The 24,138-nt window shown below is 69.4% G+C and carries 23 protein-coding genes and 4 tRNA genes; 15 read left to right on the top strand and 12 right to left on the bottom strand.

The features are described from left to right. The first annotated feature begins 109 nt into the window (after positions 1-109). A complete protein-coding gene (gene dxs / locus LL239_RS07570; RefSeq protein WP_228162848.1) occupies positions 110-2,059 on the top strand; it encodes a 1-deoxy-D-xylulose-5-phosphate synthase in 1,950 nt (649 codons plus the stop codon). 157 nt (positions 2,060-2,216) lie between these two features. Here dxs and LL239_RS07565 read toward each other — a convergent pair whose 3' ends face one another. The 4 genes from LL239_RS07565 to LL239_RS07550 all read right to left on the bottom strand — a co-directional run bounded on the left by LL239_RS07565 (position 2,217) and on the right by LL239_RS07550 (position 7,411). Then, positions 2,217-4,355 (bottom strand): 3-hydroxyacyl-CoA dehydrogenase NAD-binding domain-containing protein, encoded by a 2,139-nt coding sequence (locus LL239_RS07565; protein ID WP_228162847.1) that lies wholly within the window; start codon positions 4,353-4,355, stop codon positions 2,217-2,219. Further along, positions 4,352-5,560: a thiolase family protein gene (locus tag LL239_RS07560; RefSeq protein ID WP_228162846.1), complete on the bottom strand. Its 1,209-nt coding sequence runs from the start codon at positions 5,558-5,560 to the stop codon at positions 4,352-4,354. Before LL239_RS07560 ends, LL239_RS07565 begins: the two co-directional genes overlap by 4 nt. Positions 5,561-5,631: 71 nt before the next feature. Then, positions 5,632-6,828: an HRDC domain-containing protein gene (locus tag LL239_RS07555; RefSeq protein ID WP_228162845.1), complete on the bottom strand. Its 1,197-nt coding sequence runs from the start codon at positions 6,826-6,828 to the stop codon at positions 5,632-5,634. Continuing rightward, complete coding sequence (locus LL239_RS07550) at positions 6,821-7,411, bottom strand: DUF3000 domain-containing protein (RefSeq protein ID WP_374197619.1); 591 nt, start codon at positions 7,409-7,411, stop codon at positions 6,821-6,823. Before LL239_RS07550 ends, LL239_RS07555 begins: the two co-directional genes overlap by 8 nt. A gap of 25 nt (positions 7,412-7,436) precedes the next feature. Between LL239_RS07550 and LL239_RS07545 the strand changes: the two genes are divergently transcribed. Further along, positions 7,437-8,645 carry an alpha/beta hydrolase family protein gene (locus LL239_RS07545; RefSeq protein ID WP_228162843.1) on the top strand — a complete coding sequence of 403 codons (1,209 nt, stop codon included), beginning with the start codon at positions 7,437-7,439 and terminating at the stop codon, positions 8,643-8,645. Positions 8,646-8,649: 4 nt separating this feature from the next. Here LL239_RS07545 and LL239_RS07540 read toward each other — a convergent pair whose 3' ends face one another. Continuing rightward, a complete protein-coding gene (locus LL239_RS07540; protein ID WP_228162842.1) occupies positions 8,650-9,090 on the bottom strand; it encodes a SufE family protein in 441 nt (146 codons plus the stop codon). Positions 9,091-9,124: 34 nt separating this feature from the next. After that, a complete protein-coding gene (locus LL239_RS07535) occupies positions 9,125-10,027 on the bottom strand; it encodes a sulfurtransferase (RefSeq protein WP_228162841.1) in 903 nt (300 codons plus the stop codon). A gap of 118 nt (positions 10,028-10,145) precedes the next feature. Between LL239_RS07535 and zapE the strand changes: the two genes are divergently transcribed. The 3 genes from zapE (at position 10,146) to LL239_RS07520 (ending at position 13,240) form a co-directional block, all read left to right on the top strand. Beyond that, on the top strand, positions 10,146-11,183 hold the full coding sequence (gene zapE / locus LL239_RS07530; protein ID WP_228162840.1) for a cell division protein ZapE: 1,038 nt from the start codon (positions 10,146-10,148) through the stop codon (positions 11,181-11,183). Between the two features lie 168 nt (positions 11,184-11,351). After that, complete coding sequence (locus tag LL239_RS07525) at positions 11,352-12,626, top strand: ammonium transporter (protein ID WP_228162839.1); 1,275 nt, start codon at positions 11,352-11,354, stop codon at positions 12,624-12,626. 95 nt (positions 12,627-12,721) lie between these two features. Further along, the gene (locus LL239_RS07520) at positions 12,722-13,240 is read left to right on the top strand and encodes a type II toxin-antitoxin system PemK/MazF family toxin (RefSeq protein ID WP_228162838.1); all 519 of its coding nucleotides are present in this window, start codon (positions 12,722-12,724) and stop codon (positions 13,238-13,240) included. Between the two features lie 61 nt (positions 13,241-13,301). On the opposite strand, the gene LL239_RS07515 is transcribed toward LL239_RS07520, so the two are convergent. Then, positions 13,302-13,658 (bottom strand): hypothetical protein, encoded by a 357-nt coding sequence (locus tag LL239_RS07515; protein WP_228162837.1) that lies wholly within the window; start codon positions 13,656-13,658, stop codon positions 13,302-13,304. Between the two features lie 89 nt (positions 13,659-13,747). Continuing rightward, positions 13,748-13,820: transfer RNA gene (locus LL239_RS07510), tRNA-Val, on the bottom strand. Positions 13,821-13,972: 152 nt separating this feature from the next. Here LL239_RS07510 and LL239_RS07505 point away from each other — a divergent pair. The 3 genes from LL239_RS07505 to LL239_RS07495 all read left to right on the top strand — a co-directional run bounded on the left by LL239_RS07505 (position 13,973) and on the right by LL239_RS07495 (position 14,281). Further along, positions 13,973-14,045 (top strand) — tRNA-Gly (locus tag LL239_RS07505). Between the two features lie 64 nt (positions 14,046-14,109). After that, positions 14,110-14,180: transfer RNA gene (locus LL239_RS07500), tRNA-Cys, on the top strand. 26 nt (positions 14,181-14,206) lie between these two features. Next, a tRNA-Val gene (locus LL239_RS07495) sits at positions 14,207-14,281 on the top strand. Between the two features lie 72 nt (positions 14,282-14,353). Here the strand turns inward: LL239_RS07495 and LL239_RS07490 are convergent. Next, entirely contained in the window at positions 14,354-14,716 is a 363-nt protein-coding gene (locus tag LL239_RS07490) for a hypothetical protein (protein WP_228162836.1), read from the bottom strand. A gap of 167 nt (positions 14,717-14,883) precedes the next feature. Here LL239_RS07490 and LL239_RS07485 point away from each other — a divergent pair, with 167 nt between their 5' ends. After that, a complete protein-coding gene (locus LL239_RS07485; RefSeq protein WP_228162835.1) occupies positions 14,884-15,297 on the top strand; it encodes a PPOX class F420-dependent oxidoreductase in 414 nt (137 codons plus the stop codon). Positions 15,298-15,461: 164 nt separating this feature from the next. Continuing rightward, the gene (locus LL239_RS07480) at positions 15,462-15,851 is read left to right on the top strand and encodes a DUF7882 family protein (RefSeq protein ID WP_228162834.1); all 390 of its coding nucleotides are present in this window, start codon (positions 15,462-15,464) and stop codon (positions 15,849-15,851) included. 20 nt (positions 15,852-15,871) lie between these two features. Here LL239_RS07480 and LL239_RS07475 read toward each other — a convergent pair whose 3' ends face one another. Further along, positions 15,872-17,020, bottom strand: a complete 1,149-nt coding sequence (locus LL239_RS07475) for an ArsB/NhaD family transporter (RefSeq protein WP_228162833.1) — start codon at positions 17,018-17,020, stop codon at positions 15,872-15,874. Between the two features lie 81 nt (positions 17,021-17,101). Between LL239_RS07475 and thrS the strand changes: the two genes are divergently transcribed. The 3 genes from thrS (at position 17,102) to LL239_RS07460 (ending at position 20,340) form a co-directional block, all read left to right on the top strand. Continuing rightward, entirely contained in the window at positions 17,102-19,111 is a 2,010-nt protein-coding gene (gene thrS, locus LL239_RS07470) for a threonine--tRNA ligase (RefSeq protein WP_228162832.1), read from the top strand. Continuing rightward, complete coding sequence (locus tag LL239_RS07465) at positions 19,108-19,674, top strand: HIT family protein (RefSeq protein WP_228162831.1); 567 nt, start codon at positions 19,108-19,110, stop codon at positions 19,672-19,674. The genes thrS and LL239_RS07465 overlap by 4 nt, the downstream gene beginning before the upstream one ends. 324 nt (positions 19,675-19,998) lie before the next feature. Next, entirely contained in the window at positions 19,999-20,340 is a 342-nt protein-coding gene (locus LL239_RS07460; RefSeq protein ID WP_228162830.1) for a hypothetical protein, read from the top strand. A 10-nt stretch (positions 20,341-20,350) separates the two neighbouring features. Here LL239_RS07460 and pdxY read toward each other — a convergent pair whose 3' ends face one another. Both pdxY and LL239_RS07450 read right to left on the bottom strand, forming a co-directional pair. Further along, entirely contained in the window at positions 20,351-21,202 is an 852-nt protein-coding gene (gene pdxY, locus LL239_RS07455; RefSeq protein WP_228162829.1) for a pyridoxal kinase PdxY, read from the bottom strand. Continuing rightward, entirely contained in the window at positions 21,199-22,539 is a 1,341-nt protein-coding gene (locus LL239_RS07450) for an aminotransferase class I/II-fold pyridoxal phosphate-dependent enzyme (RefSeq protein ID WP_228162828.1), read from the bottom strand. Before LL239_RS07450 ends, pdxY begins: the two co-directional genes overlap by 4 nt. 95 nt (positions 22,540-22,634) lie before the next feature. On the opposite strand from LL239_RS07450, the gene pdxS reads away from it, so the two are divergent. Together pdxS and pdxT are read left to right on the top strand one after the other, a co-directional pair. Continuing rightward, positions 22,635-23,519 carry a pyridoxal 5'-phosphate synthase lyase subunit PdxS gene (gene pdxS / locus LL239_RS07445; protein WP_228162827.1) on the top strand — a complete coding sequence of 295 codons (885 nt, stop codon included), beginning with the start codon at positions 22,635-22,637 and terminating at the stop codon, positions 23,517-23,519. After that, positions 23,509-24,129 (top strand): pyridoxal 5'-phosphate synthase glutaminase subunit PdxT, encoded by a 621-nt coding sequence (gene pdxT / locus LL239_RS07440; protein ID WP_228162826.1) that lies wholly within the window; start codon positions 23,509-23,511, stop codon positions 24,127-24,129. Before pdxS ends, pdxT begins: the two co-directional genes overlap by 11 nt. The last annotated feature ends 9 nt before the right edge of the window (positions 24,130-24,138 follow it).

Genomic DNA, 24,138 nt, shown 5'->3' with positions numbered 1-24,138 from the left:
GGACACCATCGATGGCTCGCTGGCAAGCCTTTGCCGGGCCCGATCCGGGTGCCGAGACTAGAATCGACAGACGCGCAGGCTTCTGCGCGAACCGCACGAGAGGAGTCACATGGCTCTCCTACCCGGCATCCACGGTCCCCGTGACCTCGACGGTCTCACCCCCGATCAGCTGCGGCAGCTCGCCGCCGAGATCCGTTCCTTCCTGGTCGAGAACGTCGCCCGTACGGGCGGCCACCTCGGACCCAACCTGGGCGTCGTCGAGCTGACGATCGCCCTGCACCGCGTCTTCGACTCCCCGGCCGATCCGATCATCTTCGACACCGGGCACCAGTCGTACGTGCACAAGATCCTCACCGGACGTCAGGACTTCGCCAAGCTGCGTTCGCGCGGCGGTCTCGCCGGTTACCCGCAGCGCTCCGAGAGCGAGCACGACATCGTCGAGTCCTCGCACGCGTCCAGCTCGCTCAGCTGGGCCGACGGCGTCTCACGCGCGTTCTCGCGCACGGGTCGTACCGACCGCCACGTCGTAGCGGTGGTCGGCGACGGAGCGCTCACCGGCGGCATGACGTGGGAGGCGCTGAACAACATCAGCGACGACAACGACCGCAACCTCGTCATCGTCGTCAATGACAACGGCCGTTCGTACGCCCCGACCATCGGCGGCATGGCCCGGTACCTGAACCGGGTCCGCACGAACGAGGCCTACCGACACCTGCACCGCAGCTCCGACACCCTGTTCCGGCGCCTCGGGCCTGCGGCCCGCGCCGTGTATCGCGGTGTCCGGGGCGGCACCCACGGGTTCCTGTCGCGCTTCACCAACAACGAGGCGCTCTACAGCAACCTCGACATCAAGTACCTCGGGCCCATCGACGGGCACGATTTCGAGTCCCTCATCGAGACGCTCGAGTTGGCCAAGTCCTATGGCGCACCCGTCATCGTGCACGCCATCACCGACAAGGGCAGCGGGTACGCGCCCGCTCTCAGCGACACCGCCGACCAGTTCCACGCCGTCGGCAAGATCGACCCGATCACGGGTGAAGCCCTCGGCTCGGGCAGCGATCCGCAGTGGACCGACGTCTTCGCCGAGGAGCTGACCGCCGTCGGCGCCGAGCGCGATGACGTCATCGCGATGACCGCGGCGATGCTGCGACCGACCGGTCTCCAATCTTTCGCCGAGCGTTTCCCCGGACGCGTGTACGACGTCGGCATCGCCGAGCAGCACGCCGTGGCCTCCGCCGCGGGCCTGGCCTTCGGCGGGCTCCACCCCGTCGTCGCGATCTACGCGACCTTCATGAACCGCGCATTCGACCAGGTCATGATGGACGTCGCCCTGCACAAGGCCGGCGTGACCTTCGTGCTCGACCGAGCCGGGGTCACGGGCCCCGACGGCCCGAGTCACCACGGCATCTGGGACCTCGCGATGCTGCAGTTGGTGCCCGGCATCCGGATCGCCGCACCGCGCGACGCGACACGACTGCGCGAGGAGTTCCGCGAGGCCGTCTCCGTCGACGACGCCCCGACCGTGGTCCGCTACCCGAAGGGCGGCGTTCCCGCCGACCTCGAGGCGATCGAACGGCTGCCCGACGGCGTCGACGTCTTGGCGCGCGGTTCGTCGGACGACGTGCTGCTCGTCGGAATCGGTCCCATGGCGCACCTCGCGATGGACGTCGCCGAGCGCCTGCGCGCGCAGGGCATCGGCGCCACGGTCGTCGACCCCCGCTGGGCGATCCCCGTCCAGCCGTCGATCATCGACCTCGCGCGCGAGCACCGGCTGGTGATCACGATCGAGGACGGTATCCGCGTCGGCGGCGTCGGAACCCGCGTGCGTCAGGTGCTGCGCGAGGCCGGCGTCGACACCGCCGTCGACGAACTCGGCATCCCGGACGAATTCATCGATCACGCCTCGCGCGAGCAGATCCTCGAGGATGCCGGGCTCACGGCTTCCAAGATCGCTCACGACGTCGTGGCTCAGGTGCTCGGGACGCGCGTGCCCATGGCTCGGCAGACCGAGCCGGTGTGGCTGCCCGAGGCGCGAGTGCGCGACGACGCCGAGCGCTGAGCGCGAGGTGTCCCCGGAACAGGGGATGCTCGGAGAACAGGCCGGAACGCAGCGTTCCGGCCTGTTCTCATCGCACCAGCCTGTTTCCGTCGCAGCACCCGGGACACGACAGCGGCGCCGCCCCCTCGGGGACGGCGCCGCTGTCGTGTCCCGGTGTTCAGCCGCCGATACCGCGGATCGGCGGGTGGTGGAACGTGTCACCGAACGCGCGCTGCGAGGCACCCTCCCGGTCGAGGTAGGGCGATGCGCCGCCGTCGATGAACGGCCAGCCGGCACCGAGGATCAGGCACAGGTCGATGTCCTGGACCTCGGGGACCACGCCCTCGTCCAGCATGATCTTGATCTCCTGCGCGAGGCCGTCCTGCACGCGGGCGAGGATCGTCTCGGGCGGGACGGGCGTCTTGCCGGTGACGAGCACCTTCTGCGCGGCCTTGGTCCAGCCGGTGACACGACCGCCCTTGTCCTTCTCGACGACCTCGGGCAGCGCCGCGAGCTCGTGGAAGTTCTCCGACGCGAAGAAGCGCTCCGGGAACGCGTGGGCCATCGTGTCCTGCACGTGGGCGGCGACCTTCCAGCCGACGAGGTCGATGAGTTGGAACGGCCCCATGGGCAGACCGAGAGGCGCGAACGCCTTCTCGACGACCGTGATCGGCGTGCCCTCGTACACTGCCCGGGCCGCCTCGCCCATGACCTTCGCGAGCAAGCGGTTCACGACGAACCCGGGCGCGTCGGCCGTGAGCACCGCGTTCTTGCCGAGCCCCTTCGCCACGACGAATGCCGTCGACAGCGCTGCGTCGGAGGTGGCTCCGGTCTTGACGACCTCGATGAGCGGCATGACCGCGACGGGGTTGAAGAAGTGGAAGCCGACGAGCCGCTCGGGGTGCTCGAGCGCCGAGCCGATCTCGGCGACCGACAGCGACGAGGTGTTCGTGGCGAGGATCGCGTCCTCGGAGACGATCTTCTCGATCGCGGCGAACACCTCCTGCTTGACGCCCACCTCCTCGAACACGGCCTCGATCACGAAGTCGCAGTCCGCGAACTCCCCGCGATCGGTGGTGCCGTGCACGAGTGATCGCAGCTGATTGGCGGTGTCGGCGTCGAGGCGTCCCTTCGCCTCCAGCTTGCCGATCTCCTCGCGGATGGATGCCACGCCCCTGTCGACGCGTCCCTGGTCGAGGTCGGTGATGACCACCGGGACCCGCAGCTTGCGGACGAACAGCAGGGCGAACTGCGAGGCCATGAGACCCGCGCCGATCACGCCGACCTTCGTGACCTTCTTCGCCAGCGCCTTGTCGGGGGCTCCGACGGGCCGCTTCGCGCGCTTCTGCACGAGGTCGAACGCGTACATGGATGCCGCGAACTGGTCGCCCGTGATGAGATCGGCCAGCGCCTCATCCTCGCGGGCGAAGCCTTCGGCCTTCGTGCCGCCCTTGGCCTTCTCGAGCAGGTCGAGCGCGACGTAGGGGGAGCGGGGGACCGTGCCGATCTTGCTCTCGAGCATTCCTCGCGCCACCTTGATCGCGATGGGCCACTTGGTGAGGCGCTCGATCTTCCCGGGCTCGTTCTTGCGCTCGACCTTGACGCGGCCGGTGAGCACGCCGTCGGCCCAGCGGAGCGAATCCTCCAGGTAGGACGCCGCCGGGAAGATGGCATCCATGATCCCGAGGTCGAAGGCCTGCTGGGGCTTGAGCATCCGGTTCTGCTTCAGCGGGTTGGACACCACGACCTCGAGCGCGTTCTCGATGCCGATGAGGTTCGGCAGCAGGTAGGCGCCGCCCCAACCCGGAATGATGCCCAGGAACACCTCGGGAAGCGCGATCGCCGCGGCGGACGCATCGACCGTGCGGTACGTCGAGTTCAGGGCGATCTCCAGGCCGCCGCCGAGGGCGAGGCCGTTGACGAACGCGAACGACGGGACGCCGAGGTCGGAGAGCGAACCGAGCACCTGATGGCCGCGCTGGGCGATGAGGCGCGCGATCTCCTTCGACGGGAGCTTCGCCACGTCGGACAGATCAGCGCCGGCGGCGAGGATGTACTGCTTGCCGGTGATGCCGACGGCGTGGATCTCGCCGGCCGCCGCACGCTGCTTCAGGGTCTGAAGGGTGCCCCCCAGCTCGGCAAGGGTCGCCGGTCCCAGCGTGTTGGGCCGGGTGTGGTCGCGTCCGTTGTCGAGAGTGATCAGCGCCAGCACGTTGCCCGAGGGCAGCCGTACGTCGCGGACGGGGGAGCGGGTGACCACCTCGTCGGCGGTGAGCGCGTCCAGAGGCGAGAAGTCGATGGCGGAGTAGTCGGTCACTTGCGCTTCTTCTTTCCGTCGAAGAACGGGTTCTCCCAGATCACCGAGCCGCCCTGGCCGAGACCCACGCACATGGCCGTGAGGCCGTAGCGCACGTCGGGGCGCTCGGCGAAGTGCGCCGCGAGCTGGATCATGAGCCGGACACCGGATGCCGCGAGCGGGTGGCCGAGGGCGATCGCACCGCCCCACGGGTTGACGCGGGGGTCGTCGTCGGCGATGCCGAAGTGGTCCAGGAGCGAGATGACCTGGATCGCGAAGGCCTCGTTGAGCTCGAACAGACCGATGTCGTCGATCGTGAGACCGGCCTTCTTCAGGGCCTTCTCGGTCGAGGGGATCGGGCCGATACCCATGATCTCGGGCTGCACACCGGCGAAGGCAAACGAGACCATCCGCATCTTGGGTGTGAGACCGAACTCCTTCACCGCGTCCGCACCGGCCAGGAGGCTGATGGTCGCACCGTCCGTGAGCGGCGACGACGTCCCCGCGGTCACGCGGCCGTGCGGACGGAACGGGGTCTTGAGGGATGCCAGGCCCTCGAGGGTCGTCTCGGGGCGACGCCCCTCGTCCTCGGTGGCCAGGCCCCAGGCACCCTCGGCATCCTTCACGGCCACGGGGACGAGATCGCGCTGGAACTTCCCCGCCTCGTACGCGGCCTGGGCCTTGTGCTGGCTAGCCATGCCGAAACGGTCCGCGCGCTCCTTGGTCAGGTGCGGGAACCGGTCGTGGATGCGCTCTGCCGTCACGCCCATGTTGAGCGCGCCGGGGTCGACGAGCTTCTCGGCCACGAAACGCGGGTTGGGGTCGGCGTTGGCACCGATGGGGTGATGCCCCATGTGCTCGACGCCGCCCGCGAGGGCGAGGTCGTACATTCCGACGCCGATCGAGGCGCCCATGGTGGTGACGCTCGTCATCGCACCCGCGCACATGCGCTCGATCGCGAGCCCCGGCACGGTCATCGGCAGTCCCGCGAGGATCGCCGCCGTGCGCCCGAGGGTGAGTCCCTGGTCACCGGTCTGTGACGTCGCGGCGATCGCCACGTCGTCGATCCGGTCCTTCGGCACGTCGCCGTTGCGCTCCATCAGCCCGATGATCGCCTTGACCACCAGGTCGTCCGCGCGGGTGTTCCAGTACATGCCTTTCTCGCCGGCGCGCCCGAAGGGGGTACGCATACCGTCGACGAAGAAGACGTCCGACATCTCGGCCACTCTGCCTCCATTGTTTGGGATGCAGCCAGCCTAGGAAACGCGCGGCGACCCGAGGAATCGGTTGTCCGAACCTACGAATCCGCCTCCGACACGTCCGGATCGGCGTTGCTGGAAGCTACAAAGCTATCGGCGATCACCTGTGCGGTCTGCTCAATCTGCCACGACCGCGCACCGAGCTCAGCGAGGGCGGCGGAGATGCCCTCGACCGTCACGTCGGATGGGGGAGCCCATGCCACCCGACGCAGTGTCTCGGGGGTGAGCAGGTTCTCGGTCGGCATCCGGAGCTCTTCCGCCCGCGCCTCCACGGCCGGCCGCGCCGCCTTCAGCCGACGGTCCGCGTCGGGATTCCGGTCGATCCAGGCACGCGGCGGCGGGAGGGTGTCGCTGGGCACGCGGTCCGGAGGCAGATCAGTCGCCTCGCGCCCCGCGACGATCGCATTCCACCAGCGGTCCAGCTGCGTACGGCTGGCGCGCCCGTTGAACTCCTTGACGCCGGCGAGAGCCTGCTTGCTCGAGGGGTCGGCGAGCACCGCGGCCACGAGAGCGCGGTCGGGGACGAGACGCCCGGGCGCCACATCCTGCTCGCGTGCGTAATCCTCGCGCGCCTGCCACAGCGAGCGGGCGACGGCGAGCGCCCGGCGACCGCGGACCGTGTGCAGCCCGCTCAGCCGGCGCCACGGGTCGTCGCGCGGCGGCTTGGGCAGACGCTCGAGCACGGCCTGGAACTCCTGACGCGCGAACTCGGTCTTCTCCTGCTCCTCGAGCTCGGCGGCGAGCTTGTCCCGGACGTCCACGAGGTGTTCGACATCGAGCGCGGCATACTCCAGCCACGAGGCCGGCAGCGGCCTCGTCGACCAGTCCGCCGCGGAGTGGGCCTTGGCGAGGGTGATGCCGAGGGTCTGCTCGACCACCGCACCCAGACCGACGCGCTCGTGCCCGAGGAGTCGTGAGCCGAGCTCGGTGTCGAAGATCTCGCGCGGCTCGAGCCCCCTCTCGCGCAGGGAGGGAAGATCCTGACTCGCCGCGTGCAACACCCACTCGGCGTCGCCGATCGCGTTCTGCAGCGGCGCGAAGTCCTCGATCGTCGACGGGTCGAAGAGGAACACCCCCGCGCCGCGTCGGAAGACCTGGATGAGGTACGCACGTTGCGAATACCGGAATCCCGAGGCGCGTTCGACGTCGACGGCGACGGGGCCGACCCCGGATGCCAGCGACTGCGAAGCCACAGCCAGGCCCGGCGCATCAGCGATGACGGTGTACTCAACCACGCGGGGGCCTCCGGGCTCCGAGGACGGCAACGCCCTCGGACCCCGGCGGGAGTCCGGCGAGCATGCAGACGAGTTCGGCCCACGCCTCCAGGTGCGGGCGAAACGGACCGCGCGGTGACCACGACGCGCGGAGTTCGATCTGTGACCCCTCGCCCTGCGCGGCGAGAGCGCCGAACCCGGTCGACAGCGTCTTGGTCGCCGTTCCCGACTCCGAGTGGCGTTCGGCCCCGCGCGAGTCGAGCGCGTCGATGAGCCAGGACCAGGCGACGTCGGCCAGGAGCGGGTCGATGCCGATCTCGGGCTCGAGGGGCGCCTGCGCGAAGCAGACGACACGCCAGGCACCGCCCCACGGTTCCGGTTCCTCCGGGTCGTGCAGCAGGATGAACCGCCCGGTGCCGAACGGCGAATCCGTCGCGTGCGCGTCGGGCCGGACGTCGCCGGCCAGCGCGAGCGACTGCGGCGCCAGCCCCGACGGAGACGGGATCTCGCGCACCACGAAGTCGTCGCGGAACGTGGTCGCGCGCAACTCGTCGGCCGCCCGGGCGAAGGGGGTCGCCGCCTCGGGTGAGCGGGGGTCAGTCACGGCCACAGACTAGAGTGAGGCCTCGATGAACGCTCCCAGGCGCGCCGCGAGGCGCCGTGCCCCGCACCCCGCGGCGGCACCGCTGCGAGTCGCGATCGCCGCGCTGAGCGCAGCGCTCGGTCTCAGCGCGACCGCCCTCGGTGCGGTTTCCCTGCGCATGGCTCGCACGGTCGTGACCCCCGCCGGGCGCGTGCCCGACGTCCAGCTGGTGGCGCTGGACCCGGCAGCCCAGACGGTGACGCTGCAGCGGACCCCGGACACGGCGCTGCCCGGACGCTACGGCCTGTTCACCACCGGCACCGCGGACTACCTGCGGCTCGGGTCCGTCGTCAAGGAGGACGAGGCGACCGTCACCCGCAAGCTCCTCACCCACGTCCCGCCCGACGCGCACCTGGCCCCGGCTGCGGCGTTCAGCGGCTGGTACTACGACAAGCCCGACGACCTGCAGTTGCCCTACCGCAACGCCCTGATCGGCACGCCTGTCGGCCCCTGCCCCGCGTGGGAGTTCCCCGCGGCCGTCGACAGCGACGTCTGGGTCATCCAGGTGCACGGTCGCGGCACGACCCGCTCCGAGACGCTGCGCGCCGTCCCCGTCTTCCACGACCTCGGCATCACGAGCCTCCTCGTGTCGTACCGCAACGACGGAGACGCACCCCGTAGCCGCACCGGCACCTACGGACTCGGCGCCACGGAGTGGCGAGATGTGGATGCCGCGATCGGATACGCCCGACGGCAGGGTGCGCGACGCATCCTGCTCATGGGCTGGTCGATGGGGGGCGCCATCTGCCTGCAGACGGAATTCTCCTCGCCTCACCGCGACGTCATCGCCGGTCTCATCCTCGAATCGCCCGTCGCCGACTGGCGCACCGTCCTGCGCTACCAGGGACGCCTCCTGCGTCTGCCCGCGCCGGTCCTGGCGTTGGCGCAGCAGATCCTGCGATCCGACTGGGGCGCGATGCTCACCCGGAGCGGCTCCGGCATCCCGCTGGACCGACTCGACGCCGTCGCCCGGGCCGCCGAACTGCGGCACCCCGTGCTCGTCCTCCACAGCGACGACGACGGCTTCGTGCCGAGCGACGCTTCACACGCCCTCGCCGAGGCGCGCCCCGACCTCGTCACGATGGAGACCTTCGACGTCGCCCGCCACACGAAGCTGTGGAACTACGACGAGGCGCGCTGGAGACGCACCATTCAGGACTGGGTGCGCGCTCGGGGGCTCGCCACCGAGGAGTGAGGCGTCAGAGGCCGCTCTTGGCGCGCACCTGACGCTTCGCGCGCATGAGCATGCCCGTCATCCCGGCGATGCGCAGCGGGCTCACGGCGCGGGTGAGGCCGATGCTCTGCGGGAAGTCGTCGGGCACCGCCAGCACCTCTGCGGCCGAGAGGCCCGTGAGGCCCTGGGCCAGGATGCTGGCGAACCCGCGCGTCGTCGGAGCCTCGGCGGGCGCGGTCGCATGCATCGCCACGCGTCCGGCCTCGTCGACGTCGACCACGATGTACACCGGCGACTGGCACTCGGTCACCCGCTCGCACATCTCGGGGTGATCGGCGTACTCCGCAGGCACCTCGGGCAGCTCCTGCGAGAACTCCAGGAGCAGCTGCAGACGATCGGGCTCGTCGAGCTCGAGGAACTCGTCGCGGATCTCGGCGAGGCGGGCGGGGAGGGTGTTCTCGGACATCTCCGTCATCCTCCCACGCCCACGACAGGCGGGCTCAGCGCCCGGGAACCTCGCCGGGCTCGGCGCCCGAGACGATCGGCACGCGCACGGCGCTGCCCCACTCGGTCCACGAGCCGTCGTAGTTGCGCACGTCGTCGAAGCCGAGCAGATGCTTGAGCACGAACCACGTGTGGCTCGAGCGCTCGCCGATGCGGCAGTACGCCACGATCTTGTCGCCGTCCTTCAGGCCCGCGCCGTCGCGATAGATGGCATCCAGTTCCTCGCGCGACTTGAAGCCGCCGTCCTCGGCCACGGCCTTGGCCCACGGAACGCTCTGGGCGCTCGGGATGTGACCGGCGCGCAGTGCGCCCTCGTCGGGATACGCGGGTGCGGAGGTGCGCTCGCCCGAGTACTCCTCGGGGGAGCGGACGTCGATGAGCGGGTTGCCGAGATGGGCCAGGACGTCGTCCTTGTAGGCGCGGATGAGCGCGTCGTCCCGCTCGACCACGGGGTAGTCGGTCGCGTCACGCTCGGTGCGGTCGGTGGTCAGCGGGCGTCCCTCGGCGATCCACTTGTCGCGACCGCCGTCGAGCAGCCGCACGTCCTCGTGGCCGAACAGCGAGAACACCCACAGGGCGTAGGCGGCCCACCAGTTGTTCTTGTCGCCGTAGATGACGACGGTGTCGTCGCGGGCGATGCCCTTGCGGCTGAGCAGGGCCGCGAACCCCTCGCCGTCGACGTAGTCGCGCACGACCGGGTCGTTCAGCTCGGTGTGCCAGTCGACCTTGACGGCGCCGGGGATGTGCCCGGTCTCGTACAGCAGCACGTCCTCATCGGACTCGACGACCACCAGTCCCGGCTGACCGAGGCGTTCCTGCAGCCAATCACCGGTGACGAGGCGGCCGGGCTCGGCGTACGCGGCGAACTTGGGGGAGGTGGTGTCGAACTCGACGGTCACGATGACTCCTCGGTCGGGGTGGGGAAGCGGGCGGCGTAGGGTGGACACCGCTCCTTCGACCCTAGGACCGCCGCGTCGAAGCGGGCACCCCCTCGTAAGACTGCGACACAGGACGGCTATGACCTCTACGCCCGCGACGACCGGCGTCGTCCACCTCATCGATCGTGAGCCGGCCGTCTCGGGGGCCGAGATGGTGAGCGCCCTCGTGCCGCCGCCGCAGTTCGATGGAGCGACCTTCGAGTCCTATCGGGCGGATGCCGCCTACCCCTCGCAGCAGGAGGCGAAGGAGCTGCTGCAGGCTTTCGCGGCCGGACAGAGTGCGCCGGCGAAGAGGGGCGGGTTCTTCCGTCGAGCCGAGAAGACTCCGCCGATCAAGCCCGGCGTCTATCTCGACGGCGGCTTCGGGGTCGGCAAGACGCACCTTCTCGCGTCGATCTACCACGCGATGCCCGCCCGCCGTAAGTACTTCGGGTCGTTCATCGAATACACCGCACTGGTCGGCGTCCTCGGGTACGCCAAGGCCGTCGAGCTCTTCCGCGGCTCCGATCTGCTGTGCATCGATGAGTTCGAGCTCGACGACCCCGGCGACACGATGGTGATGACCCGGCTCCTGGGCGAGCTGGTGGCATCCGGTACCCGCCTGGCGGCGACGTCGAACACACCCCCCAACGCCCTCGGTGAGGGACGCTTCGCCGCACAGGACTTCCTGCGCGAGATCCAGTCGATGGCCGACAGCTTCCGAACGATCCGCATCGACGGCACCGACTTCCGCCAGCGCGCGATCGACGGCGAGGCCCGGGTCCTCGCGGACGCCGAGTACGCCGACGCGATCCGGGATGCCGCCGCGCGCGGTGTCGCCACCGATGACGCGTTCACCGATGTGGTCTCGCACCTCGCCCGTGTGCACCCGTCGCGGTTCATCCGCCTCATCGACGGCGTGGAAACGATCGGACTGCGCGATGTGCAGGTGCTCCACGACCAGTCGGCCGCGCTGCGCCTGGTCGCTTTCGTGGACCGCGCCTACGACGCCCAGATCCCGATCCGGGCCACCGGCGTGCCGCTGAACACCGTCTTCAGCGAGGAGATGCTCGCCGGCGGATACCGCAAGAAGTATCTGCGCGCCGTGTCACGCCTGGTCGCGCTGACGCACTCCTGAGCGGTCATTTCATCGATGCTTCGCGGCGACGCGAAACGCGATGTTTACACGCGCTCCGTCGCTGTAACGCACTCGAAACACGAGTCGAACGCCGATGGAAACCGGGGCTGGGAACACTGAGGGGACCCGACGCTACACCTGCGTCCCTGCAGAGAGGTTCTCTTCGAGATGGATCAAGGCAACACCGCATTCATCCTGATAGCAGCGGCACTCGTGCTGCTCATGACGCCAGGACTCGCGTTCTTCTACGGCGGACTCGTCAAGGCCAAGAGCGTCATCAGCATGATGATGATGAGCTTCGGCGCCATGGGACTCATCGGAGTCCTGTGGGTGCTGTACGGCTACGCGATCGCCTTCCCCGCCACGGAGGAGGGCACCACGCAGTTCCCGTGGGCCATCGACTTCAACGAGTTCGGCCTCGCAAGCGTTCTCGAGACGCCTGAGGGCGCGGCCTACCCGCCCCTGGCCTTCGTCGCCTTCCAGGCCACGTTCGCCATCATCACCGTCGCGCTGGTCTCCGGCGCCATCGCCGACCGCGCCAAGTTCGGCTCGTGGATGGTCTTCGCCTTCCTCTGGTCGACGATCGTGTACTTCCCGGTCGCCAGCTGGGTCTTCAACTTCGGCCTCGCCGAGGACGCCTCCTTCTCGTACGGCGGCTGGATCACGCACGGCATGCAGGACGTCTTCGGCGTCGGCGCGATCGACTTCGCCGGTGGTACGGCTGTCCACATCAACGCCGGTGCGGCGGCTCTCGCCCTCGCTCTGGTGCTCGGCAAGCGCGTCGGCTTCCAGAAGGGCGCGCACGTCCCCCACAACCCGCCGTTCGTCCTCCTCGGCGCGGGACTGCTGTGGTTCGGCTGGTTCGGCTTCAACGCCGGTTCGGAGCTCGCCGCCGACGGCACCGCCGCTCTCGCGTTCGTCAACACCATCGCCGCTCCCGCCGCGGCTCTGCTGGCCTGGCTGATCGTCGAGAAGTTCAAGGACGGAAAGCCCACCTCCGTCGGCGCCGCCTCGGGTGCCGTCGCGGGTCTGGTCGCCATCACTCCGGCCTGCGCGTCGCTCACGCCGTTCTGGGCCATCGTCCTCGGTCTGGTGGCCGGCGCCGTCTGCGCCCTGGCGATCGAGCTGAAGTTCAAGCTCGGTTTCGACGACTCGCTCGACGTCGTCGGCATCCACCTCGTCGGCGGTCTGATCGGAACCCTGTACCTCGGCATCTTCGCCAATGGCACGGGCCTGATCTACAGCGGCTCGTTCACGCAGCTGCTCGTCCAGGCGATCGCGGCTTTCGCGGTCCTGATCTACTCCTTCGTGCTGGCCTACGTCATCGGCTTCGCGATCGAGAAGACGATGGGCTTCCGCGTGAAGAACGAGGACGAGATCGCCGGTATCGACACCGTCGTGCACGGCGAGGAGGGCTACGTCCTCTCCGACAGCCGCGCCTGACACGCACATCCCCGAACGGGGCGTCACGGATTCGTCCGTGGCGCCCCGTTCTTCGTGCGCCCGGAGGAGGCCGGGAGCATGTCTAGGGTGTGAGGATGGGAACCGCCTCGCGCCTCTTCTCCGCCCTCCTGGGGCCCTTCCGACCCGCGACCCCGTCCCGGCCCCGTCGGAACGTCTCACCGCCCTCGCAGCCCGGCCAGAGGCTGGGTGAGACCACGACCGTCGAGGTCGACCCGCCACGTCATCTGACGTTGGCATATGCGCCCGAGCGCGACGGGGCGCCCGACGGCGGCGAGATCGTGTGGACGTGGGTGCCGTACGAGGAGCGCGACGGACGCGGCAAGGACCGTCCGGTGCTCATCATCGGGCGGGCGGATGCCACCCGCTCGTACGCCGTCCGCCTCACCAGCAAGCCGCACGCCGGGGACCGCGACTACCTGGCGCTCGGCGCGGGGGAGTGGGATCCACAGGGTCGACCGTCGTGGGTCGACATCGAGCAGATCTACCTCGTGCAAGAGTCCGGCATGCGGCGCGAGGCCGCGGCCCTGGACCGACGCCGCTTCGACGCCGTCGCGGCGGCTCTGGCTCAGCGGTACGGCTGGGGCCGGGACTGACGCCGAGCCGCCCCGCGGGCGACTCGTCGCAGCACGGTGGTCCCGATGCTCGGCGCGCTGCTCAGGAGGCGACCGGGAACAACCGGAGCAACAGCGTGTCGGATGCCTGCGCGAGAGCCGTGGCCTGCCACGCGATGATCAGAACGGCGATGAGGCCGAACCACAGAGTGTCCGACAGCGGACTCCGGCTCGCGATCCGATGCACGACGAGCCCCACCGCGGTGGTCATCGCGACCACCGACGCCGCAACCTGCGCGAACGCCATGCGCACGTAGTCGTGCGCATCGGGAGACGTCCAGCTGTTGAACACCAGGCTGATCGCCATCGGGATGAGCAGGACGCCGGCGACGAGGATGATCGCCGACGAGAATCCCCGGAGGCGAGTTCCGGGTGGGCGGCGCGCATCGGTCTGCTCCATCCCCGGAGACTAGCGGGAGAGCGAAGGCGCGAGAAGATCCCTCATCGTCCACGAACGACGAAGCCCCCGGCGGACCGGGGGCTGTGCAGTGGGCGATGCCGGACTCGAACCGACGACCTCTTCCGTGTGAAGGAAGCGCGCTACCAACTGCGCCAATCGCCCATCGTCCCGAACGGGACTCGACTACTTTACCCGATGCGACGGGGCTGTTCCGACCACCGGAGAAGACACGCGCGGGGCGCGTCGGGTTTTGCGCGGACGCGGGAATCGGGTAATGTCTTACGAGTGCTCGGGGCAAGCCCCGGGAACGAAATGCGGATGTAGCGCAGTTGGTAGCGCATCACCTTGCCAAGGTGAGGGTCGCGAGTTCGAGTCTCGTCATCCGCTCGAGTGTGAAGATCGCCGTCAGGTTCCCGACGGAGGATCACGACACGTGGGTCGAACCACACACGGTGGCGTGGCCGAGCGGCTAGGCACCGGCCTGCAAAGCCGTTTACACGGGTTCGAATCCCGTCGCCACCTCGCCTAAAACTGAACAGCCTTCTTAGGCGCGATTGGCGCAGCGGTAGCGCGCTTCCCTGACACGGAAGAGGTCACTGGTTCGATCCCAGTATCGCGCACCACCACCTGAAGCCCCCGGACTGCCGGGGGCTTCGTCTTTCCGGGGGGAGCCCCGCACGATTGCCGTGCAGGCCCTAGCCCCCGTCTTCCGTGCTCCGCTGGCGTGCGCGCCGGGGTGACGGACGCCGCGGATCGGGCGCGTCCACGAGGTCGACGGCATCCGGGGGGTCCTCGGGGCGCTCGTGGGGCGCGTTCGGCGACACGGCGGCGGGTGAGACCGCGAGACGCGAGGCCTCGGACGTGTCCGAACCCGCGCGTCTCAGGTACCAGCTCAGGGGAAGCTCCCGAGTCCCGAACCAGCCGCGCCGGGAACGGACGATCGTGAAGCCCTGTTCGTGGAGCTTGACCGCCTGCTCGTGCGTCAGGGCGGTCGGGGTGATGCGCACCCAGCCCGTATGGAAGTCATAGGCGTGGGTCGCGATGTGGCGGCGAGACATGCGAACCTCCTCCATCGAGGGTCGCATGACCCGTCGAAAGGCCCGATGCACGTCGTGTTCCATTCGTGTGAACAATGCTCGACGCGCGTCGGGGAAGCTCCACGAGGTCCGTGCTCCGACGATGCAAGCCCCGCCGACCGCCCACACCCGAGCAGTAGCGTGAGGCCATGACCGTTCCCGACACCCTCTGGCGTGAGATCGCGACGTCGCCGTTCGTCTCGCTCGGAACCTACCGCCGAAACGGCGATGCGGTGGCGACGCCGGTCTGGGTCGCACGCGACGGCGATGAACTCGTCGTCACCACCGAGCGCAACACCGGCAAGGTCAAGCGGTTGCGCCGCGATGAGCGTGTCGCCCTGCGTCCCTGTTCGCGCATGGGAGCGGTGGAACCGGATGCCATCACCGTCCACGCCCGGGCCCGGATCGCCGGCCCCAGCACCGAAGACCCCCGCGCCGAGTCGGCTCTTCGCCGTAAGTACGGCTGGCAGTTCCGCGCGATCCTCGGCTTGGAGGCCCTCGTCCGGCGGGTGCAGCGTCGGCCCGGTGACCGTGTCATCCTGCGGATCTCCCGGTCGCACTGATCCCCGACGGAACGGGCTAGCCGCAAACCGCATCGACCACAACGGGTTTGCACTCGTGCTCGGGTCACGAGACGTTGGGAGGTGAGGCGGTGACACCCCCCGGCATCCGCGTTCGTCATTTCCCGCCAGGAATGCGCGGTCCGGGCCGCACCCCGGAGGTCCTCATGGGCAAGTTCATCTACGACGGAAACATCAAGGTCGAGTTCGAGGATCGTCTCCTCGCGCACCTTCAGGCGGTGATCATGGCGAAGGTTCGCCGTGGTGAAAGCTTTCCCTTCACGTGGAAGGACGACATCAGCATCGGGGGAGGCCGCACGACGGTCTACATCCACCCTCATGTCTCGCTCGTGTTCAAGTATCACGGCAGCCGCAACCCGCAGCTGAGCAGTACGTGGCTGCACGCGCTGACCTACAACGCGAACTCGGGCCGTGGTCTGTACGTCATCCCGGAACCGGATGACTCCGTGCCGCGCGATCAGGGTCCCCGCGAAGAGATGGTCTTCCGGGAGGTCCCGAACCCGACCATCCCCGTGGCCGAGCCTGTGCGCGCCTGATCCGAGAGGCGAGCAGGGGATCACGCGGTGAGCGGGAGCACCGCGAGGATGAGGATGATCGGGGCGATCACCACCCCGATCAGGATGAAACGGCTCCACCGCACCTGTACGCCGGCGGCGACCAGTCGGTCGTGCCACAGGAGCGTCGCCAGCGAGGCCCACGGCGTCACGATCGGACCGGCGTTCACCCCGATGAGAAGGGCCGCCAGGCGCGCCGGGGAGTCGGCGACGGACTCCATGGCCAGGTAGGCGGGCAGGTTGTTGATTCCGTTCGCCGCGAGCGCCCCCACCCCGGCGAGTTGCCAGAGAGACACCAGGTCGTCCCCGGAGCCGGCGAGCACGGAAGTCACGCGTCCGATCCCCACGGCCTCCAGCGCCCCCACCGCCAGGAAGAGTCCGCCGGCGAACACCAGCAGCGACCAGGGCACCAGCCGGACACTCAGCGCACGCGGCGCGCGCCACGCGAACACGCCCACGAGGACCACCGCGGCCGCGAGGGCCGGCATCCAGGGATCCAGACCGATCACGAGCAGCGGCAGCAGCGCCACGGTCACGACCCCGGAGATGCGCAGCAGCACGCGATCCGCGACGGCCGGGGAAGGGGCGCCGGGGAAGGTCTTCGGCAGTCTGCGCAGGAACACCGCCGTGAGGACGACGACCGAGACGGCGATGGCGATGAGCGCCGACGGCCCCAGCAGCGCGACAAAAGCGACCGGGTCATGTCCCCCGAGCGCGTCGGAGGCCAACAGGTTGGTGAGGTTCGACACGGGCAGGACGAGCGAGGCCGTGTTGGCGAGCACGACCGTCACGAAGGCGAACGGCAGAGGGTCGAGCTTTCGCGCGACCGCCATCGCCACGACGACCGGCGTCAGCAGCACCGCGGTGGTGTCCAGAGACAGGAAGGCGGTCGCGACGGTCGCCAGAGCCACCACGAGCACCCACAGCCACACCGTCCGGCCGCGGGCCAGGCGCGCGAGCCGCGCGGCGACGACGTCGAACAGCCCCGCCTTGGATGCCAACTCCGCCACGACCGTGACCGCGACGACGAACAGCAGGATGGGCCACACACGGTCGGCCACGCCGAGGGCCTCGTCGGGGGGCAGGATGCCGACGAGCAGGGCGATGAAGCCGAGGATCCAGAGCGCGCCGCCGATGATGGCCAGAGTCACCGCTCCACTATGGGGCACCGCGCGTGCCGTCGAGGCCACGCCCGGCGGGTAGCCTGGAATCGACCCATCCAGGAGACCGCCTTGACTGATGCCGCCCTGCCGTCGGAGCAGACCTATCCCGCCGACGGCTTCGCCCTCTTCCCCGACCGTTCGGTCATCGCTCTGCGCGTGAACGGTGAGCTGAAAGACCTCGCCACGACCGTGACGGCCGACGACGAGGTCGAGCCGGTCACGATCGACAGCGCCGACGGACTGTCGATCCTGCGACACTCGACGGCACATGTCCTCGCTCAGGCCGTGCAGCGTGTCAAGCCGCAGGCCAACCTCGGCATCGGTCCGCCCATCACCGACGGGTTCTACTACGACTTCCAGGTCGACGACCCGTTCACTCCCGAAGACCTCAAGGTCATCAAGAAGGAGATGGAGCGCATCGTCCGCGAGAATCAGCGCTTCGTCCGTCGCGTCGTCACCGACGACGAGGCGCGCGTCGAACTCGCCGGCGAACCGTTCAAGCTCGAGCTCATCGGCCTGAAGGGTGGCTCCGCGGAGGCGGCAGAGGGCGCGAGCGTCGAGGTCGGCGCCGGCGAGCTCACGATCTACGACAACGTCAACCGCGAGGGCGAGACGGTCTGGAAGGACCTCTGCCGCGGACCCCACGTCCCCGGCACGCGCCTCATCGGCAACGGCTGGGACCTCACCCGCATCGCCGGTGCCTACTGGCGCGGCAGCGAGAAGAACCCACAGCTCCAGCGCATCTACGGCACCGCGTGGGCGACGAAGGACGACCTGCGCGCGTACCAGCACCGACTCGAGGAGGCCGCCAAGCGCGACCACCGCAAGCTCGGCAAGGAGCTCGACCTGTTCTCGTTCCCCGACGAGATCGGATCCGGTCTGAGCGTGTGGCATCCGCGCGGCGGAATCATCCGCGGCGAGATGGAGCAGCACGCCCGCCGCCGGCACATCGAGGGCGGCTACACCTACGTGTACACCCCGCACATCTCGAAGCAGGACCTGTTCCTGACCTCGAACCACCTCGTCACCTACAAAGAGGGCATGTTCCCGCCCATCGTCATGGACGAGGAGCGCGACGCCGAGGGCAACGTCACCAAGCCGGGCCAGGACTACTACCTCAAGCCCATGAACTGCCCCATGCACATCCTCATCTACAAGGAGCGGGCGCGCAGCTACCGCGACCTGCCGATGCGCCTCGCCGAGAACGGCACGGTGTACCGCAACGAGCTGTCGGGGGCACTGCACGGTCTGACTCGCGTGCGCGGCTTCACCCAGGACGACTCCCACCTGTTCGTCACCCCGGATCAGTTGGAGTCCGAAGCCACCCGCGTGCTGGAGTTCGTGATCTCGATGCTCCGCGACTTCGGTCTCGACGACTTCGAGCTCGAGCTGTCGATGCGCGACGACGAGAAGTCGAAGTGGATCGGCACCGACGAGTTCTGGGAGTACTCCACGAACGCGCTGCGCAACGTCGCGGTCGCTTCGGGTCTCAAGCTCACCGAGGTGCCGGGCGAGGCGGCGTTCTACGGACCGAAGATCGACCTCAAGACCCGGGACGCCATCGGACGCACCTGGCAGCTGTCGACCGTGCAGGTCGACCCGAACCTCCCGGAGCGTTTCGAGCTCGAGTACACGGATCGGGACGGGCAGAAGAAGCGTCCGATCATGATCCACCGCGCCCTGTTCGGCTCGATCGAGCGCTTCTTCGCCATTCTCCTGGAGCACTACGCCGGTGCCTTCCCGGTGTGGCTCGCGCCCGTGCAGGTCGTGGGTGTGCCGGTGGCCGAAGACTTCGGCGACTACCTCGACGGCATCATCGCCGAGCTCCGGGCCAAGGGCGTCCGCGCCGAGGTCGACCACAGCGACGACCGCATGCAGAAGAAGATCCGCACGCACACCACGCAGAAGGTGCCGATCCAACTGATCGCCGGTGAGCAGGACCGGGCCCAGAACACCGTGTCCTTCCGATTCCGCGACGGGACCCAGCTCAACGGCATCCCGGTCGACGAGGCGGTGGCCCGCATCGCCGCCGCCATCGCGGCGCACACCCTCGTGGACAGCGTCGAGGACTTCGAGTGACGACCGAAGCGGATGCCTCCGCGGCCGGCGATGCCGAGATCGTCGCCGCCGCGGAGCTTCCGGGCGTGCCGGACGAGTTCCAGCGCCTGTGGACACCGCACCGCATGGCCTACATCCAGGCCGGACGCGAGCCGATGGAGCAGAATTGCCCGTTCTGCGCGGCACCGGCGAAGTCGGACGAGGACGGGCTGATCGTCGCACGCGGGAAGAGCGCCTACGTGCTGCTGAACCTCTTCCCCTACAACTCGGGACATCTCCTCGTCTGCCCCTACCGCCACATCGCGACGTACGACCAGGCGACCGACGAAGAGGTCGCCGAGATCGGCGCTCTCACGCAGCGGGGGATGCGCGTGCTGCGGGCGGTGTCGCGCTGTGACGGCTTCAACCTCGGCATGAACCAGGGGGCGATCGCCGGCGCCGGCGTCGATGCTCATCTGCACCAGCACATCGTTCCGCGGTGGGCGTCGGATGCGAACTTCTTCCCGATCATCGCGAAGACCAAGGCCCTGCCGCAGCTTCTGGGCGACGTCCGGCGCACGGTGGCCGAAGCCTGGAACGCCTGAGGGCTCGACCGCAAGCCCACGGAGCCGCGGGCGAACCCGCCGCTACGGTGGGGCCATGAAGGCTCGCGTCCGTCCCCTCGTCCTGACGCTCATCGTCGCCACTGCGCTCAGCACGACGACCGGGTGCATCCGTCTGCCGAGTCCGCTCGGCCCGCATGGCCCTGACGCGCCGCTCACCGCACCGGGGAACCGTCGGCACAGCCACCGCTGCCCGAGGAGTCGGGCGATCCCGCTCCCGGCGACGATGTCGAAGACGCCTTCGCCGAACGCGAGCGCTTCTTCGAGGAGCAGCAGCTGCCGCTGGATGGCACTCCGCTGACGGCCGTGACTCCGGCGCAGAAGGAGTTCATCGCCCAGCAGAAGGCGTACGTCGAAGAACAGGGCGCGACGTGGACGGACCAGGAGGAGAGCCTGTCGCTCGCCCTCGCCGCGGACGCGTGCGAGACGGCGATCCTGAATCACCACGACATCGACGCCGACCTGCTGAGGTCGCACGTGGCCACGTCACCCCTGTTCGCCCAGCTTCTCCCGGCCGACCTGCAGGGCGACGATCGGACGTTCGCCGAGAGCCCGATCGCGAGCGTCATGGTGTTCGGGACCACGTTCCTGTGCCCGGACGACGGCGACGCCTGGATCGCCGCCTACACCGAGGTCTACGGCGGCTGATCCCGGCCGGTCAGCGCACCTGGCGAACGCCGAACTGCAGACGCGGGTGGGCGTAGGCCTCCTGCGACTCGATGAGACGGAGTTCGCGGGATCCCGCATCGAACGTGTTCTGCAGCAGATCGAACACGCTCGAGGCCGTGCGCGCCAGAGCATCGGCCGCGTCGCCCGTGCGGCGATAGTGCGCCGTGAAGAGCGCCGCCGTGACGTCGCCGGAGCCGTTCGCCTTCATGGGGATGAGCGGGGTCTGCACGATCCAGGCGCCCGCGTCGTCGACGACCATCATCTCGATCGTGTCCGGCTCGCGGTCCGGCCGCTCGACGCTGGTCACCAGCACCGTGCGCGGGCCGCGGGAGCGAACGAGGTCTGCCGACTCCAGGGTCGACTCGATGCTTCCCGGCTCTGTCCCGGTGAGGAAGCCGAGTTCGAACTGGTTGGGGGTGATGATGTCGGCGACGGGGACGACGCGCTCGCGGAGCAGCACGGGGATCGCCGGAGCGACGAAGCAGCCCGACTTGGCGTTGCCCATGACCGGGTCGCACGCGTAGACGGCATCCGGATTCGCCTTCTTGACCCGCGCCACCGCGTCGATGATGACGTCGGCGATGCCTTCCCCGCCCTGGTAGCCCGACAGCACGACATCGATCTCTCCGAAGACACCGCGTTCCTCGATGCCGGTGATGACGTCGGCGACGTCAGCGGGCGAGATGAGCGGTCCTCGCCACGCGCCGTAGCCGGTGTGGTTCGAGAAATTGACCGTGTAGACCGGCAGCACCTCGACCCCGATGCGTTGCAGCGGGAAGACGGCGGCGGAGTTTCCGACGTGGCCGTAGGCGACGGCCGACTGGATCGAGAGGACCTTCATCCCTCGATCCTCCCACCTCGCACGGACGGCTGGAGCGCGGCCACGGCGCTCGCGAGATCGTCCGCGAGCGACACGGTCTCGGCATCGTCGAGGTGATGCACGGTGAGTCGCAGGTAATCGCCGGCGGCCTCGGGCGAGAGGAAGAAGTGGTCGCCGTCGCGGACGAGCCACCCGCGGCGCATGAGGTCTTCGCGGACGCGGGCGGCGGGCACCGGGAGCGGCACCCACAGGTTGAGGCCGTCGCCGACGGTCACGGGCAGTCCCCGATCCGCCAGTGCGACCGCGAAGGCCGCGTTGCGTTCGGCGTAGTGGGTTCCGGCGCGGTCGATCCCGGTGCGTACGTCGGGGTCGGTCACCAGAGCGAGCGTGAGCCGCTGCAGGATGTGGCTCACCCACGTCGTCCCGGGTGTGAGGCGCAGCGCCAGACGGTCGGCGGTCTCGTCATCGGATGCCACGACGGCCAGGCACATGTCGGGTCCGAGGAACTTCGACACCGAGCGGATCCGCGCCCAGCGCTGCTGCGTTTCGCCGATCACGGAGTGGAGTTCAGCGCGCGAGAGCAGCGAGAAGTGGTCGTCCTCGATCACGAGCACGTACGGGTGGTCGGCGAGCACGGCGCGCAGCTGCGCCGCGCGTGCAGCGGTCAGGCTGGCACCGGTGGGGTTGTGGGCGCGCGGCGTGCAGATCACCGCGCGGACGCCGTCGGCCAGCGCGGCGCGCAGGCCCTCGACCGTCATGCCCTCGGCGTCCACTGCGACGGGCACCGCGCGATACCCGCCCTGCCGCACCGTGTGCAGCGCCGAGAGGAAGCACGGATCCTCGAGCGCGACCGCGTCCTCGCGCTGCAGGGCCTGCGCGAGCAGACGTTCGATGGCATCGCTCGCGCCGCTGGTGACCGTGATGCGCGGACGGACGTCGGGGAGTCCCTCGGACATCCACTCCCGGGACCACGCCTCCAGCCCCGGGTCGACGACGGGCTCGCCGTACAGCACCGGACGGCCGGAGCGGGCGAGCGCCGGCGCCGGGTCGGGGATGAGCGCGGGATCGGGATTCCCCGTCCCGACGTCGCGCAGCACCGTGCCGGCGGCGTAGCCCTCCTGCGCCACGGGCGCGTGCCCGGCGACCCGCGTCCCGCCGCGACCACGGGCCACGACCAGACCGGCTTGAGCGAGCGTCCGGTAGGCGGCCACGACGGTGTTGCGGTTGACGCCCAGCTCGGCGGCGAGGGCCCGCACGGGAGACAGCGCGTCACCCGGCTGGAGCTGCCCGCGTTCGATGCGTGCGCGCAGGTCTGCCGCGATCTCGGATGCCGAGCGTCCGGTGATGTCGACGGTCATACGCCCCCTCTCGGTTCGCCCAGCATATGTCCTGCGCCGTGCTACGGTTTGGCCTAAGCCAAAGAAAGCGCCCCGAAGCGCGAAGGGAATCGACAATGACCGACACCGGAACCTCCCGCGTCAAGCGCGGACTCGCCGAGATGCTCAAGGGCGGCGTGATCATGGACGTCGTCACCGCGGAACAGGCCCGCATCGCCGAGGACGCCGGCGCGGTCGCGGTCATGGCCCTCGAGCGGGTCCCCGCCGACATCCGCGCACAGGGCGGCGTCGCCCGCATGAGCGACCCCGACCTGATCGACGACATCGTGGCATCCGTCTCGATCCCCGTCATGGCCAAGGCCCGCATCGGCCACTTCGTCGAGGCGCAGATCCTGCAGGAGCTCGGCGTCGACTACATCGACGAGTCCGAGGTGCTCTCGCCCGCCGACTACGTCAACCACATCGACAAGTGGAACTTCACCGTGCCGTTCGTGTGCGGTGCAACCAATCTCGGCGAGGCGCTGCGCCGGATCACCGAGGGTGCCGCGATGATCCGCTCGAAGGGCGAGGCGGGGACCGGCGACGTGTCCGAGGCGACCAAGCACATCCGCACGATCACCGGCGAGATCAACGCCCTCCGGGCCAAGACCAAGGACGAGCTCTACGTCGCGGCCAAGGAACTCCAGGCACCGTACGAGCTCGTGGCCGAGATCGCCGAAACAGGGAAGCTCCCCGTCGTCCTCTTCACCGCCGGCGGCGTGGCGACCCCCGCCGACGCGGCGATGATGATGCAGCTCGGAGCCGACGGCGTCTTCGTCGGGTCGGGCATCTTCAAGTCGGGCAACCCCGCGCAGCGCGCCGCCGCGATCGTCAAGGCCACGACGTTCCACGACGACCCGAAGATCGTGGCCGAGGCCTCGCGCGGACTCGGTGAGGCCATGGTCGGCATCAACGTCGCTGACCTGCCCGCGCCGCACCGCCTGGCCGAGCGTGGCTGGTAACACCCCTCGCGTCGGCGTCCTCGCCCTCCAGGGCGACGTCCGCGAGCACCTCCGCGTGCTCGCGGACCTGGGCGCCGACGCCCGGCCCGTCCGGCGCCCGTCCGAGCTCGCCGAGGTGGACGGTCTCGTGCTGCCCGGCGGCGAGTCCAGCGTGATCGACAAGCTCGCCCGCGCGTTCGGCCTGTTCGATCCGGTGCGCGAGGCGATCGCCGACGGTCTCCCGGTGCTGGGGACGTGCGCGGGGCTCATCCTCCTCGCCGACCGCATCGACGGCGCGATCGAGGGGCAGCGCACCTTCGGGGGCCTCGACGTGCGCGTGCAGCGCAACGCCTTCGGCTCCCAGACGCAATCGTTCGAGACCGACCTCGCCGTTCCCGTCCTGGGCGATCCGCCGGTGCACGCCGTGTTCATCCGCGCGCCCGTGGTGACCGAGACCGGACAGGATGCCGCCCCCCTGGCGACCCTGCCCGACGGGCGCGTCGTCGCCGTCGAGCAGGGGAACCTCCTCGGACTGGCGTTCCACCCCGAATCCACGGGCGAGACGCGCTTTCACGCGCGGTTCCTGGACCGCGTCCGTTCGCGCGCCGGGGTGTCGGCGCCCTCGTTCTAGACTGGAGCC

The sequence above is a fragment of the Microbacterium testaceum genome (genome assembly GCF_020781835.1).
In the GTDB taxonomy this organism is placed as follows: domain Bacteria; phylum Actinomycetota; class Actinomycetes; order Actinomycetales; family Microbacteriaceae; genus Microbacterium; species Microbacterium testaceum_H.
Note: the sequence above shows the minus strand (reverse complement) of the source record. Positions and strands in the feature narration are given on the sequence as shown.

Coding starts and splice junctions, on each gene's coding strand:
- zapE (WP_228162840.1), top strand. CDS start 10,146: ATGACCTCTACGCCCGCGACGACCGGCGTCGTCCACCTCATCGATCGT.
- LL239_RS07490 (WP_228162836.1), bottom strand. CDS start 14,716: ATGTCTCGCCGCCACATCGCGACCCACGCCTATGACTTCCATACGGGC.
- LL239_RS07450 (WP_228162828.1), bottom strand. CDS start 22,539: ATGACCGTCGACATCACCGGACGCTCGGCATCCGAGATCGCGGCAGAC.
- pdxY (WP_228162829.1), bottom strand. CDS start 21,202: ATGAAGGTCCTCTCGATCCAGTCGGCCGTCGCCTACGGCCACGTCGGA.
- LL239_RS07525 (WP_228162839.1), top strand. CDS start 11,352: ATGGATCAAGGCAACACCGCATTCATCCTGATAGCAGCGGCACTCGTG.
- LL239_RS07545 (WP_228162843.1), top strand. CDS start 7,437: ATGAACGCTCCCAGGCGCGCCGCGAGGCGCCGTGCCCCGCACCCCGCG.
- LL239_RS07485 (WP_228162835.1), top strand. CDS start 14,884: ATGACCGTTCCCGACACCCTCTGGCGTGAGATCGCGACGTCGCCGTTC.
- dxs (WP_228162848.1), top strand. CDS start 110: ATGGCTCTCCTACCCGGCATCCACGGTCCCCGTGACCTCGACGGTCTC.
- LL239_RS07480 (WP_228162834.1), top strand. CDS start 15,462: ATGGGCAAGTTCATCTACGACGGAAACATCAAGGTCGAGTTCGAGGAT.
- LL239_RS07515 (WP_228162837.1), bottom strand. CDS start 13,658: ATGGAGCAGACCGATGCGCGCCGCCCACCCGGAACTCGCCTCCGGGGA.
- LL239_RS07540 (WP_228162842.1), bottom strand. CDS start 9,090: ATGTCCGAGAACACCCTCCCCGCCCGCCTCGCCGAGATCCGCGACGAG.
- pdxS (WP_228162827.1), top strand. CDS start 22,635: ATGACCGACACCGGAACCTCCCGCGTCAAGCGCGGACTCGCCGAGATG.
- LL239_RS07520 (WP_228162838.1), top strand. CDS start 12,722: ATGGGAACCGCCTCGCGCCTCTTCTCCGCCCTCCTGGGGCCCTTCCGA.